This is a genomic window from Streptococcus gallolyticus subsp. gallolyticus DSM 16831, from assembly GCF_002000985.1.
Lineage (GTDB): Bacteria > Bacillota > Bacilli > Lactobacillales > Streptococcaceae > Streptococcus > Streptococcus gallolyticus.
Genome location: NZ_CP018822.1, coordinates 2,102,192 through 2,118,038 on the forward strand (window position 1 = coordinate 2,102,192; position 15,847 = coordinate 2,118,038).

General features: G+C 37.1%; 19 protein-coding genes. 3 read left to right on the plus strand and 16 right to left on the minus strand.

What is annotated here, in order from left to right; genetic code table 11:
* Positions 1 to 68 precede the first annotated feature (68 nt).
* A complete protein-coding gene (uvrA, locus tag BTR42_RS10440; RefSeq protein ID WP_014620251.1) occupies positions 69 to 2,894 on the minus strand; it encodes an excinuclease ABC subunit UvrA in 2,826 nt (941 codons plus the stop codon).
* 319 nt (positions 2,895 to 3,213) lie between these two features.
* Here uvrA and BTR42_RS10445 point away from each other — a divergent pair, with 319 nt between their 5' ends.
* From BTR42_RS10445 to BTR42_RS10450, 3 genes are all read left to right on the plus strand, one after another.
* On the plus strand, positions 3,214 to 4,158 hold the full coding sequence (locus BTR42_RS10445) for a magnesium transporter CorA family protein (RefSeq protein ID WP_003066347.1): 945 nt from the start codon (positions 3,214 to 3,216) through the stop codon (positions 4,156 to 4,158).
* A gap of 343 nt (positions 4,159 to 4,501) precedes the next feature.
* Positions 4,502 to 4,663 (plus strand): hypothetical protein, encoded by a 162-nt coding sequence (locus tag BTR42_RS12615; protein WP_157769868.1) that lies wholly within the window; start codon positions 4,502 to 4,504, stop codon positions 4,661 to 4,663.
* A gap of 180 nt (positions 4,664 to 4,843) precedes the next feature.
* Positions 4,844 to 5,500 (plus strand): DUF1129 domain-containing protein, encoded by a 657-nt coding sequence (locus tag BTR42_RS10450; RefSeq protein ID WP_013643410.1) that lies wholly within the window; start codon positions 4,844 to 4,846, stop codon positions 5,498 to 5,500.
* Between the two features lie 44 nt (positions 5,501 to 5,544).
* Here the strand turns inward: BTR42_RS10450 and BTR42_RS10455 are convergent, their stop codons facing one another.
* The 15 genes from BTR42_RS10455 to BTR42_RS10525 form a co-directional block, all read right to left on the minus strand.
* Complete coding sequence (locus tag BTR42_RS10455) at positions 5,545 to 5,994, minus strand: hypothetical protein (RefSeq protein ID WP_077497624.1); 450 nt, start codon at positions 5,992 to 5,994, stop codon at positions 5,545 to 5,547.
* 1 nt (position 5,995) lies between these two features.
* Positions 5,996 to 6,205 carry a helix-turn-helix domain-containing protein gene (locus tag BTR42_RS10460; RefSeq protein ID WP_009854897.1) on the minus strand — a complete coding sequence of 70 codons (210 nt, stop codon included), beginning with the start codon at positions 6,203 to 6,205 and terminating at the stop codon, positions 5,996 to 5,998.
* A gap of 2 nt (positions 6,206 to 6,207) precedes the next feature.
* On the minus strand, positions 6,208 to 6,732 hold the full coding sequence (locus BTR42_RS10465; RefSeq protein ID WP_077497626.1) for a hypothetical protein: 525 nt from the start codon (positions 6,730 to 6,732) through the stop codon (positions 6,208 to 6,210).
* A 134-nt stretch (positions 6,733 to 6,866) separates the two neighbouring features.
* Positions 6,867 to 7,106, minus strand: coding sequence for a 30S ribosomal protein S18 (rpsR, locus tag BTR42_RS10470; protein ID WP_000068664.1), 240 nt, complete (start codon positions 7,104 to 7,106; stop codon positions 6,867 to 6,869).
* A gap of 60 nt (positions 7,107 to 7,166) precedes the next feature.
* A complete protein-coding gene (locus tag BTR42_RS10475; protein WP_003066357.1) occupies positions 7,167 to 7,682 on the minus strand; it encodes a single-stranded DNA-binding protein in 516 nt (171 codons plus the stop codon).
* 11 nt (positions 7,683 to 7,693) lie between these two features.
* On the minus strand, positions 7,694 to 7,984 hold the full coding sequence (rpsF, locus tag BTR42_RS10480) for a 30S ribosomal protein S6 (RefSeq protein ID WP_003066359.1): 291 nt from the start codon (positions 7,982 to 7,984) through the stop codon (positions 7,694 to 7,696).
* Positions 7,985 to 8,208: 224 nt separating this feature from the next.
* Complete coding sequence (locus BTR42_RS10485) at positions 8,209 to 8,355, minus strand: ATP-dependent protease (protein ID WP_231087899.1); 147 nt, start codon at positions 8,353 to 8,355, stop codon at positions 8,209 to 8,211.
* A gap of 243 nt (positions 8,356 to 8,598) precedes the next feature.
* Entirely contained in the window at positions 8,599 to 9,147 is a 549-nt protein-coding gene (locus BTR42_RS10490; RefSeq protein WP_043913772.1) for a biotin transporter BioY, read from the minus strand.
* Entirely contained in the window at positions 9,147 to 9,815 is a 669-nt protein-coding gene (gene bioD, locus BTR42_RS10495; protein WP_061458065.1) for a dethiobiotin synthase, read from the minus strand. The genes BTR42_RS10490 and bioD overlap by 1 nt, the downstream gene beginning before the upstream one ends.
* Complete coding sequence (bioB, locus tag BTR42_RS10500; RefSeq protein ID WP_013643418.1) at positions 9,808 to 10,743, minus strand: biotin synthase BioB; 936 nt, start codon at positions 10,741 to 10,743, stop codon at positions 9,808 to 9,810. The genes bioD and bioB overlap by 8 nt, the downstream gene beginning before the upstream one ends.
* A gap of 276 nt (positions 10,744 to 11,019) precedes the next feature.
* The gene (gene ahpF, locus BTR42_RS10505; protein ID WP_077497629.1) at positions 11,020 to 12,558 is read right to left on the minus strand and encodes an alkyl hydroperoxide reductase subunit F; all 1,539 of its coding nucleotides are present in this window, start codon (positions 12,556 to 12,558) and stop codon (positions 11,020 to 11,022) included.
* A gap of 11 nt (positions 12,559 to 12,569) precedes the next feature.
* Positions 12,570 to 13,130 (minus strand): alkyl hydroperoxide reductase subunit C, encoded by a 561-nt coding sequence (gene ahpC, locus BTR42_RS10510; protein WP_009854906.1) that lies wholly within the window; start codon positions 13,128 to 13,130, stop codon positions 12,570 to 12,572.
* Positions 13,131 to 13,343: 213 nt separating this feature from the next.
* Entirely contained in the window at positions 13,344 to 14,063 is a 720-nt protein-coding gene (locus BTR42_RS10515) for an ABC transporter ATP-binding protein (protein WP_012962461.1), read from the minus strand.
* 9 nt (positions 14,064 to 14,072) lie between these two features.
* Positions 14,073 to 14,846, minus strand: a complete 774-nt coding sequence (locus BTR42_RS10520; protein ID WP_009854908.1) for an ABC transporter permease subunit — start codon at positions 14,844 to 14,846, stop codon at positions 14,073 to 14,075.
* Between the two features lie 19 nt (positions 14,847 to 14,865).
* Entirely contained in the window at positions 14,866 to 15,846 is a 981-nt protein-coding gene (locus BTR42_RS10525; RefSeq protein ID WP_077497631.1) for a sulfonate ABC transporter substrate-binding protein, read from the minus strand.
* Position 15,847: the final 1 nt, after the last annotated feature.

The following is a 15,847-nucleotide window of genomic DNA, read 5'->3' on the forward strand; positions in this document are numbered from 1 at the left end:
TAATTAAACTTGCTCTAAATCTAATTTAACAAAAAATCCCAGATAACTTTCGTTATCTGGGTATCTTTTTATTTCAATTTGTCTTTTAAATATTGTCCTGTGAAGGATTCTTTAACTTTGGCGACCTCTTCTGGTGTGCCTGTGGCAACGATTTGTCCGCCACCGACACCGCCTTCTGGTCCAAGGTCGATAATGTGGTCAGCTGTCTTAATTACATCAAGATTGTGTTCAATGACAAGCACGGTGTTTCCATCATCCACGAAGCGTTGAAGGACTTTAAGCAGACGAGCAATGTCATCTGTGTGAAGTCCTGTCGTTGGTTCATCAAGGATATAAAGGCTCTTACCAGTTGAGCGTTTGTGAAGTTCACTCGCCAATTTCATACGCTGTGCTTCACCACCAGACAACGTTGTGGCTGGTTGTCCAAGAGTAACATAACCAAGTCCAACGTCTTTGATAGTTTGCAATTTGCGTGCGATTTTAGGGATTGGTGCAAAGAATTCAACCGCATCATTGACTGTCATATCAAGAATTTCAGCGATATTTTTGTCTTTGTAATGAACTTCAAGCGTTTCACTATTATAACGTGTGCCATGACAAACCTCGCAAGGTACGTAAACATCTGGCAAGAAGTGCATTTCAATCTTGATAATTCCGTCACCAGAGCAAGCCTCGCAACGTCCACCTTTGACGTTAAATGAGAAACGTCCTTTTTTGTAACCACGAATCTTAGCTTCATTGGTCTTAGCAAAAAGGTCACGAATATCATCAAAAACACCTGTGTAAGTTGCAGGATTTGAACGCGGAGTACGGCCGATTGGGCTTTGGTCAATGTCAATCAAGCGTTCAATGTTCTCAATACCTTCAAGTGCCTTGTGTTTACCAGGTTTGGCAGAATTGCGATTTAATTTTTGAGCAACAGCTTTCTTCAAAATACTGTTAACCAAGGTTGATTTTCCAGAACCCGAAACACCTGTCACCGCAATGAATTTACCAAGTGGGAAAGTCACATCAATATTTTGCAGGTTATTTTCAGAAGCACCTTTGACACGAAGCACGCGCCCATTTCCTTTACGACGTTCTAGTGGCACAGGAATTTCTTTCGCTCCAGACAAATACTGCCCTGTAATTGATTTTTTATTTTTTGCAACATCTTCTGGCGTTCCAGAGGCAACGATTTGCCCACCAAAATCACCTGCACCTGGTCCGACATCAATGAGCCAATCAGCTTGGCGCATGGTATCTTCATCGTGTTCAACGACAATCAAGGTGTTACCCAAATCACGCATTTTTTTCAAGCTTGAAATCAAACGGTCATTGTCACGTTGATGAAGCCCAATCGACGGTTCATCCAAAATATAAAGGACACCTGATAGGTTTGAACCAATTTGCGTTGCCAAGCGAATACGCTGACTTTCACCACCAGATAAAGTCCCCGCAGAACGCGACAAGGTCAAATAATTCAAGCCAACATTATTTAAGAAGGTCAGACGGTCTTTGATTTCCTTAACAATCGGCGTTGCAATCGTCTTTTCATTTTCAGAGAGTTCGAGGTGAGTTAAAAGTTCCAAGTGGTCAGCAACTGACAAATCAGACACTTGCCCAATATTTAAGCCATTTTCGCCACCAACACGAACACAAAGTGCTTGATTATTTAAACGATAACCATGACAAGTTGCACATGGCAATTCATTCATGTAACCACGCATAACATTACGTGTAAAGTCACTATTTGTTTCATGATAACGGCGGTCAATATTATTGACGACTCCCTCAAACGGAAGGTCGATATTACGTTCACCACCAAAGTCATTGATATAGTGGAAATGGAATTCACGCTCACCTGAGCCATACAAGACCAAGTTTTGTTCTTCTTCTGTCAAATTTTCAAATGGTGTATCCATATCAATACCAAAAGAAGTCATGGCTTGTTCTAGCATGGCTGGGTAATAGTTAGATGAGATTGGATTCCACGGTGCTAAAGCCCCTTCACGAAGCGTTTTACTACGGTCAGGAATCACCAAATCCAAATCGACTTCCAATTTGCTTCCCAAGCCATCACAGGTTGGGCATGAACCAAACGGTGCGTTAAATGAAAAAAGACGTGGTTCCAATTCGGGAACGGTAAAACCACAAACAGGACATGAATAATGCTCTGAAAAGAGCAATTCATTACCATCCATAGTATCAATAATCACATAACCATCAGCCAATCGAAGCGCAGCTTCCACCGAATCAAACAAGCGCGAACGGATACCGTCTTTATTAATCAAACGGTCAACAACGATTTCGATATTGTGCATTTTGCTCTTAGATAACTCAGGAACTTCTGAAATATCGAAAATCTCGCCATCCACGCGCACACGCACATAACCATCTTTTTGAATACGGTCAAAAATCGTCTTGTGTTGTCCCTTTTTACGACGCACAACTGGCGCTAAAATCTGCATTCGCGTCCGTTCTGGCAATTCCAAAACTTGGTCAACAATTTGCTCAACAGATGATGCCGTAATGGCACCATGCCCATTGATACAATACGGTGTCCCCACGCGAGCATACAAAAGACGCAGATAATCGTTGATTTCTGTCGTTGTCCCTACCGTAGAACGAGGATTTTTACTAGTTGTTTTTTGGTCAATGGAAATAGCAGGGCTGAGACCCTCAATCGAATCAACATCTGGTTTTTCCATATTACCAAGAAACATACGCGCATAAGCTGACAAACTTTCTACATAACGACGTTGCCCTTCTGCGTAAATCGTATCAAATGCCAAACTTGACTTTCCTGAACCAGACAAACCAGTCACAACAACCAACTTATCCCGCGGAATTTCAACATTGACATTTTTTAAATTGTGGGCACGTGCCCCACGAATAATTAATTTATCTTGCATAATCTATTCATCAGCAAAATGAATAACCTATCTTGATGATCCTTCATCCGATAGGTTCACTTTTTACCAATGTCCTAGTCCTTTCTTCATAGCTACTTCTAAGATTCTTACCTTATTATAACAAATTTTCTACTATTCTTTGTCCCAAAAAACTGCTAATTGTAGTATAATAGATTAGTATGTAAAATTTTCTCCTCTTGAAAATATCAAGCTAAGGATTTTAATATGACATACAGCAAAAATGAATTGAACAAAATCCAATGTTATACGCTAAACTAACTAGATTTTGTATCTTAGAGTAAAAGGAGGGGTTGTTTTTATGGAACAAATGTTTCTATCAACAGCGTTAGAATTTAAAGAAATCAATACATTCGAGCCCGGCGCTTGGATTAATTTGGTCAACCCCTCCCAGGAAGAATCTGTCAAATTATCTGAGCAATTCAATATTGATATTACAGACCTTCGTGCGCCACTCGACCTTGAAGAAACATCACGTATTGCCGTTGAAGATGATTATACATTGATTATCGTCGATGTGCCAACCTACGAAGAACGTAATAACAAAAGTTACTATGTCACTATTCCGCTCGGTATTATCGTGACAGATAACGCTGTTATCACAACGTGTTTGCAAGAATTGACGCTTTTTGATAATTTTTTCAATCGTCGTGTGAAAAACTTTTACACATTCATGAAAACACGTTTTGTATTCCAATTGCTTTATCGTAATGCAGAGCTATTCCTAACAGCCCTTCGTTCTATCGACCGTCAAAGCGACCGAATCGAAGCTGAATTGGAAAACGCCACACGTAATGAGCAATTAATTGACATGATGGAGTTGGAAAAATCTATTGTCTATTTGAAAGCCTCATTGAAATTCAACGAACGTATCGTTAAAAAACTTTCGAGTAGTACCAGCTCTTTGAAAAAATATATCGAAGATGAAGATTTGCTTGAAGATACTCTGATTGAAACGCAACAGGCGATTGAGATGGCTGGCATTTATGAAAATGTCTTGAACGCCATGACAGAAACAACTGCTTCAATCATTAACAACAATCAGAATACCATCATGAAAACCTTGGCATTGATGACCATGGCTTTGGATATTCCAACCGTTATCTTCTCAGCTTATGGCATGAACTTCCAAAATAACTGGTTACCACTAAATGGTCTGCCACACGCCTTTTGGTACATTGTCTTTATCGCCGCTGCTATGAGCGCCTTCGTTGTTATCTATTTCTTTAGGAAGAAATGGTTTTAACCTGCCAAATTCTGTTGCGACTAAGGTCGCTAACAGAATTACGGAAGAAGCTATTAGGATTCTTCCTAGGCAGCTTACTAGTTCGAAAAGTGATTAATATCGAATCACTTTTCTCTCGTCGTAACTTTGCGGAGACAACCTAAACCACTCACTAATTCGAGAATTGATTATTATCGAATCAATTCTCTCATGTCGTAACATTTGTCAACGTTGAAGGTATAAATTGGAAGTCTTATATGACTTCCCTAACTCTCTTACCAGTTCGAAAAGTGATTATTATCGAATCAAATCTCTCATGTCGTAACATTAATGCCGACAGCTAAAACTCTTACTAGCTTGAAGTTTGGTTATTATCGAACCAAACTTTTCACGTCATAATCTTTCAATCGTTGTTGCGACTAAGGTCGTTAACAGCATTACGGAAGAAGCTGTTAGGATTCTTCCTAGGCAGCTTACTAGTTCGAAAAGTGATTATTATCAAGCCAATGTTTTTGCGTTAATTTGATATGTTGGGCTATGTTGAGTAACGAAAGTTTGATATTTTATCGGCAGCGTATTTATGGTGGTTATTAATTAGAGGAAGTAACTGTTTTATTTTCTCTCACTAGTAATTCATCTTAATCATGGGCTTTACTGGATGTTCTTAGCAACACTTCTATTTCACAAAAACAGGAGACTATATATTATGGATTTAACTAATCTTACTAAAAAGAATCAAGAATTTATTCACATTGCTACTAATCAATTGATTCAAGATGGCAAATCTGATGATGAAATCAAAGCGATTTTAGAAGAAGTTTTACCAACAATCGTTGAAAATCAGAAAAAAGGTTTGACTGCGCGCGCTCTTTTCGGCGCACCTACCGTTTGGGCTGCTTCATTTACTGAAAAAGCTTCAGACAAGAAAGCTGAGCAAACTGCCAAAAATGATAATCCTTGGTTAATGTGGCTTGATACATCACTTCTTTTCATTGGTGTTGTTGCCCTTCTTAATGCTGTCATTGGTTTCTTCAATTCAACGACAACAAGTTCTGGCTTGCTTTCATTGCTTGCCCTTGGTTTTGGTGGTGGTGCTGCTATGTATGCCACTTATCACTTCATCTATCGCCATTCTGGTAAACCAAAAAGCGAACGTCCAGGTTGGGCTAAAACTATCCTGGTGCTCGTTTTAGCAATGCTTGGTTGGGTTCTCCTTTACACTGCAACAGCATTCTTGCCAGCAGCTATCAACCCACAATTACCAGCTATCGTTATGCTAATCATTGGTGCAGCTGCGCTTCTTGGACGTTATTTCCTTCAAAAGAAATATAATATCCTTAATGCCATGACACCGCAACAATAATTTCAAACATTAAAAGTCCTGCTAGGTAACCTAGCGGGACTTTTTTAGGTATTACGCAATGCCACGATAATTTTCTTTGACCAATCTGATGTAATTTTCACCTTATCAATATCTGTCACATCAATTTTCTTAACCGAAAAATACGTCTTATTGTTATACCTAAGGTTAAAATCATCGTCACTATTTTCTTTAACAGCCGTAAATGAAACGTTATTTAAAGCAAAATCGACATCAGAAGATAACTTCTGCAAGTCCTCTTTGGTAGCCATGATATAAAGAGTACCCGAAAACTGTGCTGATAATTGTTGTTCCTCATCGCTCTCAACTGAAATAATATCCATAATCTTCATTTCTGACAACTCTGCTGAATAATCTTTGTTAATCTCCGTTTGAATGTCTTGCGACACGTCAGTTAATTCTGAATCAGCACCACATCCTGCCAAAATAGTTAGCAACAGCACTGACAGTCCTAGCAAAAATTTTCTCTTTTTCATCTTAGTCTCTCCTATATTTTAAAATATCTCCTGGTTGACAGTCTAATTCGCGGCAAATATTCATCAACGTATTAAACCTAACACCTTTTGCCTTTCCAGTCTTTAAAATCGATAAATTCGCCTCAGTTATCCCAATTTTTTCAGCCAATTCTTTGGAGGTTATATTTCTCAACTTAAGCATTTTATCTAAATGTACTTGTATTTCTTCCATAGCTAAATAATCTCATCGTAATCTTTTTGAAGTTGAACGCCGTGTTTTATCACAAGGATACCAATATAATTGGCAACAAGTAATACAATGTTGAACCAATAATCTTTCAATGATAGCTCAAATAAATCACTAACATGTTCAAGATTCAAAAAATTAAAAATAAGGTTAACAGCCAACTGAATACCTGTCGCAATCAGCAAGCAACGCAAGGTTTTAGAAAGATAAGTGATATTTTCAGAATTGAAATAGGACTCTTTCTGAAAATTCATTAGTAGTTTGTCTAACGCTCGCATAATCATAACGACCATATAAAAAATAGCAGCCGCTAATAGCAATATAAGCATCGGAAACCAAATCGGCACTTGAGCAATTTGAGAGCTATAATCTAGTGTCAACATTCCATTTTGATTCCAGCCGTCAAGAACAACACCTAGAATGCCTAAAAACATGACAATAATTCCAATAATTGCTAAATAGCGTATGATTGTGACAACTTCCCTACTAACCTTAAAAACAATCTGTTTCATTTCACACCTCGATTATTGTTTTACGATAATTACCTTTTCGAAATTATTATAAAACAATAATTTTGCTCTGTAAAGTATTTGCATACACAAAAAGACCCCTTGCGGAGTCATTTTTTCTTATTTTAAGTAACGAATTAGTCTTCGTTTACGAATGGCATAAGAGCCATAACGCGAGCGCGTTTGATAGCTGTTGTTACTTTACGTTGGTTTTTAGCTGAAGTTCCAGTTACGCGACGTGGAAGAATTTTACCACGTTCTGAAACGAAACGGCTAAGAAGCTCAGTATCTTTGTAATCAACATATTCAATTTTGTTAGCTGCGATGTAATCAACTTTTTTACGGCGTTTGAATCCGCCACGACGTTGTTGAGCCATGTTTTATTCTCCTTTATATTATTGTTGTTTCAAGTTTTTCACTTGAGTTGTCCATATCCATTAGAATGGAAGATCGTCATCTGAAATGTCCATTGGATTTGAATTGCCAAATGGGCTTTCATCACGACCAAAGTTAGGTGTTTGTGATTGTGAAGATTGCGATGAGAAACCACCATCGTTTGATGAGCCACCAAATGATGAATTGTTATTGTTGAATCCACCGTTATATGAACCACCTGATTGACCTTCACGTGTAGCACGGCTTTCCAAGATTTGGAAATTATCTGCAACAATCTCTGTTACGTAAACACGTTGACCTTGTTGATTTTCATAATTACGAGTCTGGATACGACCTGTAACACCAATCAATGTGCCTTTTTTAGCCCAGTTAGACAGATTTTCTGCCTGTTGGCGCCAAATCACACAGTTAATAAAATCAGCTTCACGTTCACCATTTTGATTTTTAAAGTTGCGATTTACAGCAAGTGTAAATGTGGCAACAGCTTGATTAGATGGTGTGTAACGGAGTTCTGCATCGCGAGTCATACGACCGACAAGTACTACATTATTAATCATAAAATACCTTCTTACGCGTCAAGTTTAACGATCATGTGACGAAGAATGTCACCGTTGATTTTTGAAAGACGATCAAACTCGTTAAGAGCTGTTGCATCTTCTGTTTCAACGTTGATAACGTGGTAAAGTCCTTCACGGAAATCTTGGATTTCGTATGCAAGACGACGTTTTTCCCAATCTTTTGATTCAACAACAGTTGCACCGTTGTCTGTCAAGATAGAGTCAAAGCGTGCTACCAAAGCGTTTTTAGCTTCTTCTTCAATGTTTGGACGAATGATATAAAGAATTTCGTATTTAGCCATTGATATTTTTCCTCCTTTTGGTCTAATGACCCGTGACCCTCGTCACGAGTAAGTGAGGGATACTCACAATAAATTATTATACTATATGTAGAGCGAATACGCAAGAGATTTATGTATTACAGAAAGATTTCATTTGTCCATTGTGGGCATTGTTAAAATGATATTATCTACTATTAAACAAGACAATAAAAAAGCACAGGCGTGCTTTCTATATAAATATTAAATTAAAATTCACCTTTATTAGAGACAGGGAGATTCGTTTCATAAAGCTCCGTTGCAAACTCTAAGCCTTTTCTAAAATTATCCGCTTCTTCGCGGGTTTCAAACATTTTCTGTGCTTGTACATATTGTTGACCACTACGCCAATACATTTTCCGAACAACCCACATATCCCTACCTCGCTTTTCGCTAGTTTGAGATACATTATAGCATAAATTGTAACAAAATTTTGTCTTGTCTTGAATTTTTAATATAATATTCAAATTGTTTTAACATATTTTTTTGAGTGTTATAACACGAAAATCAGGTAATTTCCTGCTAAACTAATATTTTCTATCAAATACATCTTTTTACTCTAGAATGACTATATTGAAAGTCGTCTTAAACTAAAAGAGTCAATTATTAAAATGATAGTTTCTTAGTTTTATCATCATTAAAGTTATAATAACAGTCAGACCTGAATCTACTAAAAAATCAACAAGTGAACTAAAAAATAGTATATCGTGAAAGACTTCAAATTTTCCATAAAATACTAAAAGGATAACTGTTTTGTATGTTAAGCCGAATAAGTAAATAAATAGCAAACATATCAAATTCTGTATAAACATATTAGTAAAGGTTACTACTTTCTTTCCTAATAGTTTCTCTACCTCATCTTGAATAAATGGTAATATCAAAAAGGCAAGTAAATATCCAAAACTTGGTCTCAAAATATATAATATACCACCACCCGATGCAAAAACAGGTAAGCCGAATATTCCTAACAAAAGATAAATAAAAAGAGTTAAGAAACTATGGTATTTTCCCAAAATAGGATATAGCATATACACAATAATTATCTGTATTGAAATAAAATCTAACAACGGCAATGGAATAATTAGCTTTGAACTAATTATTAGTAAAGCAAGCATAATTGACATCAAAACAACTTTTTTTGTTTTCATCACACTCTCCAATTTTTTATGAGTCTATTCTTGTCATTTTCTGACTTCATTCTTTGTTTATAATCATTCAAATATGGTATGTATCCTAATATCGGCAACTCAGTTAAATTTTTTATATATTCATTGCTATCTGTGATTATCCCTTCTACTGTCCTCACTTGATTAAATATTATTCCAAAAATATCAATCCCTTCAGATTGTAAAACTTTTAATGTTAGTAAAGTATGATTCAGTGACCCAAGGTATGAAGATACTACTAAAATAACAGGAAGATTGACAGCTTTAACAATGTCTAACATTGATTGTTTTTGATTAATTGGAGACATTATCCCACCTGCCATTTCTATAATAACAGGTGATAAACTATGAGATTCTACTTGTTTTATAATCTGTTGAACAATGTGTTCTAATTGAATATTTTTTTGCTCAAGCAATGCAGCTAGATGAAGTGAAGTTTCTGATCTATAGGTTTCAAAATTAATAATATTTTCCTGTGGAATCCCGCAAGAAGTATAAAAATCAGTATCTAAATTTTTACCAGTTTGAAGAGGTTTAATGATGATAGAATTCTTATTCAATTTCTCTTTGAAATATTGATGTAGTAATACTGACGCTGTGGATTTCCCACAATCAGTATCTATTCCGCAAATTATAAATTGATTATCCATTACATTCACCTTCTACTGTTAATCCTAAACCCTGAATTAGTTTTTGATCTTCAGAAATTTTTGCTCCTTTTTCTGTCAAATAATTTCCCAGAAAAATAGAATCCACAATTAATATTGCTAATTGCTGCATCTCCCCTAAGTGATATTCACGACCAGCGCTAATACGCAATTCGGTATCCGGAAAAAGCAAACGCAACATCACTAGAATCTTTAAACACCTCATAGGAGTTAATTCATTTCTTCCTTCTAATTTCGTTCCTTTAATAGGCAACAAGAAATTTACTGGAACCGAGTAAGGTTCTCGACTTTTCAAATCAAAAGCCAACTCTATTAACTGTTCATCCGTTTCTCCCATTCCACAAATAAATCCCGAACAAGTATTGATATTATTTCTTCTTAAAACTTCTAGCGTATCTAAACGATCTTGATAAGTATGTGTCGTCGTAATTTTAGGATAATTATCTCGTGGCGTATTCAAATTATGATTAATTCTATCAACACCAGCTGCTTTTAATTTTACTAGTTGGTCATCACGAACTAAACCAATAGATAGACAAATTTCAATAGTCATAATACGCTTTATTTCCGATATAACATCACATAATATAGAAATTTCCTTATCTGTTGGTCTTGTACCACTTAATGCAATACAAAAAACGCTGGAATTATTTCGTTTGGCAATAATAGCTTGTCTAATAATTTGATTTTTAGGTAATAATCCATAACGCTCAATGTTTGACTTACTACCTTTAGCCTGAGAGCAATAGCCACAATCCTCAGCGCACAAACCACTTTTGGCATTCAGTAGAGTATTTAGTCTAATACGATTCCCTGATCTATTTTTTTTCACTAAAATAGCTTGCGCATAATATTCCCACCAATTTCCGTCACTTTGTAAAATATTTAAACAGTCTCTTTTTGAAATCATAGAAAACCTCCTAAAAAACAGTTAACCAATTATAACATTTGAGTTAACTGTTTTCAAGCAAAATTTTCTTTTCGTCTTGTAGCGACATTATTAATCTTTTATAACATTAAACTATGATAAAATAAAAACCTTTAAAACTAGTAGACATTAGTTACCAATAACAAAATTCTTATAATCCTTACAACAGAAATATTGCCAAATTTTATATTTTTTGATTAGAAAATAAAAAAGATTGAAGAAAATTATCCAAAATAGGATTTTTCTTCAACCTAAAAATTAATCATTCATTCTGATAAGGTAGTCAAATGCACCTAAGGCTGCAGTGGCTCCGCTTCCCATAGAAATAATAATTTGCTTGTATGCTTGATCCGTACAGTCGCCAGCTGCAAAAATACCTGCAACAGTTGTACTTCCTTGATTATCCACAATAATTTCACCACGATTATTAAGGTCAATGCCAGAATCTTTTAGCCAGTCGGTATTTGGAACGAGACCAATTTGAACAAAGACTCCCTCTAAGTCAAGTGTTTTGTCCTCGCCAGTTTCTCTATCCGTATAAATTAGTCCCGTAACCTGCTCATCACCCAAAATTTCTTTTGTGGCAACATTTTTCAAAATAGTAATATTATCATGTGCTTCTGCACGATCTTGTAAGACTTTATCAGCTTTTAATTCTGGTAAAAATTCAAGAATATAGACATGGCTAGCAAGTCCTGCTAAATCAATGGCAGCTTCAAGCCCTGAATTACCACCACCAATGACAGCTACTTTTTTATCTGTAAAGAGTGGTCCATCACAGTGAGGACAGTAAGTGACTCCTTTATTTCTAAATTCAACTTCTCCCGGAACATTAATATTACGCCATTTGGCACCAAGAGATAGAATGGCTGTTTTAGATTTTAGAATAGCACCGTTAGCTAGCGTAACTTCGATAACATCCTTTTTATGAATAGCTATCGCTTTTTGAGCTTTCATGATATCGACATCGTATGATTTGGTGTGCTCTTCTACTTGGGACATAAGCGCTGGTCCCTCTATATAAGATGTTCCAATCATATTTTCAATTCCGACGGTTTCCATCACTTGTCCACCAAACGTTTCGGCTAATAAGCCTGTTTTGATTCCTTTTCGTGCAGCATAAATAGCTGCGCTATTTCCAGCCGGTCCGCCACCAATAACCAAGACATCAAAAATTCCCTTATCTGCAAATGTCGTTTCTGACACTGGTCCTGCAATCAAATCAAGTAATTGCTCAATGTTGGTACGTCCTGAAGTCAGTATTTCATCATTGTGAAAAACGGTTGGAACGGACATAATCCCCTTAGCCTTGACCTCATCTTGGAACATACCTCCCTCAATCATGGTATGGCTAATATTCGGATTAATCACAGCCATAATATTGAAAGCTTGTACAACATCCGGACAATTATGACAACTAAGGCTGACATAAGTTTCAAAATGAAGAGGAGTATCAATAGCTTTAATTCGGTCGATGACTTCCTCATCTACTTTTGGTGGTCGTCCAGAAACCTGTAAAAGTGCCAAAATCAATGAAGTCAACTCATGTCCCAGTGGTAAGCCGGCAAATTCAACACCAGATTCTTGTCCTTTTTTAGCAATTCGAAAAGCAGGCGTACGACTAAGCTTCTTCTCTTCAAAACCAATCTTATCACTCATTGAGACGATTTCATCAATGAAATCTCTGACTTTTTTAGAATTTTCATCTGTTCCAAGATTAGCCTGAAAAACAATATCAGATTCAATTAATGCAAGATATTGCGACAATTGTGTTTTGATTTCTGCATCTAATGCCATATAAAACCTCCTTAGATTTTACCTACTAAATCCAAACTTGGTTTTAATGTGTCTTCTCCTTCTTTCCATTTTGCAGGACAAACTTCTCCTGGATGTTTTCGGATATATTGTGCAGCACGCACTTTATCTAAAAGAGTACTTGCATCACGTCCAATGCCATCGGCATTAATTTCAACGGCTTGAACAATACCATCAGGATCCACGATAAATGTGCCACGCTGTGCCAAACCATCTTCACCAAGAACTTCAAAGCCTTCTGATAAAACATGAGCTGGATCACCAATCATAGCGTAAGTGATTGTTCCGACAACATCAGAATCATCGTGCCAAGCTTTATGAACGAAATGCGTATCTGTTGAAACGGAATACACTTCAACACCAAGTTTTTGAAGCTCTGCATATTGTTCTTGTAAATCACCAAGTTCCGTTGGACAAACAAACGAGAAATCAGCGGGATAGAAACAAAAAATCGCCCATTTTCCCTGTAAATCATCATTTGATACCTTGATAAATTCTCCATTATGATAAGCATCTGCTGAAAATTCAACGATAGGTTTTCCAATAAGTGACATGTGCTAGTCCTCCTATTATTTTATTCACTATAGTTGATTAAAAATGTCTAAAATAATTAAACACTCTCAATCCCCTACATTATATGTAAACCTTTGCACAATGTCCAACAATATGTTCTATAGTTGTATAGACAATTTTATAAGTGATACCAAACATCTATTAATTTCAATTCCAAACAAAAAAACTGAGAAAATCTTCTCAAGTTCTTCTGTTTATTCAGCATAAATCGTGGCTAAAATGTTGTCAACAATTTCTGCTCGTTTAGCTTTTCCTTCATAGCTATCGTCTTTGCGATAAGGATTATCGACAATATCAACAATAGTCGAATGTTTGACGACAACGATTTTATTTGCCATACGTGCAGCTTCGTCAATATCATGCGTGACAAGCATCGTCGTAAAATCGCGTGATTGACAAATATCAAGAATCAAGTCCTGCATTTTTCGACGTGTTAAAGCATCAAGAGCCCCTAATGGTTCATCAAGCAGCAACAATTCAGGGTGATACATAAGCGCACGCGCCAAAGCCACACGCTGTTTTTGCCCTCCTGACAAATGAGCTGGGTAATAATCCGCAAAATCCGACAAACCAACAAGCTTTAAAAGCTCGTCAGCTTCTTTTGTCATTTTATCTGACTTATTTCCAAATGAAAGATTTTCTCGCACAGTCATCCATGGCAATAAGCGGTCATCTTGAAACATGACACGCGCTTTCTCATTCAAAGACCTTATCAGAACACCATTTTGGCTGATGGTTCCTTGGCTTGGTTGTTCGAGCCCTGCGACCATTCGTAGTAAGGTAGTCTTTCCGCTACCGCTCATGCCGACAAGGGCTACAAAGTCACCTTTTTCAATAGCTAAATTAGCATTTGCTAGCGCTGTTTTATCACCGTATTTCTTTGTGACATTATCAATGGTAATCAAATCTGTCATAGTTTCCTCCTAATTGCGCCAGTCTAGTAAAATATCTTCCAGATTTTTAGCAATGAAATCTGACAATTTCCCTAGCAAGGCATAGATGAGAATGCATAGGAAAATCGTTTTCATGTTCATAAATTGTTGGGCGTTGGTTGACATGTAACCAATCCCAGAATCCGCTGATACTGTTTCGGCAACAATCAACGTTGTCCACATGACACCCAAAGCATAGCGGACACCCATTAGAATCGTTGGCATGGCACCAGGGAAAATAATTTTACGGAACATTTGCAGACGTGATAATCCGTAGGATTTTCCCATTTCTACCAAGTGCGAATCAACAGACGTAATTCCGTGGTAAGTGTTGATGTACATTGGAAATAGGCAACCGATAGCAACCAAACTGATTTTGGCTGTTTCACCGATTCCCAACACTAGGATAACCACAGGAATCAAAGCCAAATGTGGAATATTTCGCAACATTTGAATGGTTGAATCAAAGGTCATTCGCGCCACACGTGAAACGCCGTTGATGACACCGAGAAGAAAGCCGATTCCTCCTCCGATGACAAAGCCAACGCTAGCGCGGTATAAACTGATACTGATATTTTCTTGTAGCGTTCCTTTTTTAAATAAGCTTACGCCTTGTTTTAAAACGCTCCAAGGTGAAGGGATAAAAGAACTGGTAATCCAACCTGCCATGACACCGATTTGCCAAAAGATAATGAGCAAAGCTGGGATTAACCACGGTAGGATATTTAAAACAACATCTGATTTTTTTACTGTTAATCTTTTCATGATAAGACTGCCTTTCTAATCAATCCTCTGCGTATTGCACATGGTCACTAACGGTTACTTTATTTTCAATTAACCCCTCAGTGTAAAATAAGTCGGCAATATCTTGTAGTTCTGAAACAGATTCAGATGTCATTGCTGTCATAGAATACGTGCGGCGAGATACCATTTTTTCAACGACAGCTTGGTCAACACCGAGGCTATCTGTTAAAAGGTCAACCAATTCATCAGTGTTTTCATTAGCCCATTCCATGTCCTCGTTGGTGTATTCAATCAACAAAGCTGTGGCTTCTTCATTTTCTTCAGCGAAATCACTAGCAGCTACAATGTAAGAACAGTTGTTATCACCAATATCAGAGCCGCTGACAACTAATTTTGAATTATCAGTTACTTCTGCTTGTGATGTTGCTGGGTCCCAGTTTGCCCAAGCGTCAACAGTTCCGTCCGCGTAGGCAACACTTGCGGCGCTTTGGTCAAGGCTCACAAGATTAACATCATCTGTTGTTAAGCCAGCTGCGGCTAGAGCTTTCATGACAAGGTATTGTGAACTTGTCCCTTGCGTGTAGGCAATCGTTTTTCCAGCCAAATCTTCGGCACTATCAATTCCAGAATCATTATGCACCAAAATACCAGAACCTTGGTCTTTCTTACCACCAACAGCAACGTAGGTTAAATCTGTTCCTGCAGCAAGCGCTGATACCCCTGGCGTGTCACCGATACGAGCATAATCAATGCTACCAGATGCCAAGGCTTGCATTTCAGCAGAACCATTTTGGAATTCTTTGAAAACAACTTTATAGCCTTGCGCTTCCATTTTTTCAACTAATTCACCACGCGCTTGCGAAATATCAAATTCATCACCTGCTTGGTAACCAATAACAATCGTCTGCAAATTGCTTGAATCGTCAGCTTGCGTTTGTTTCCAGCCGTAAAATGCCACGCCAATCCAGCAGACTAACAGAGCAAAAATAAAACTTTTTCGTGCGATTTTCTTATTTTTCAAT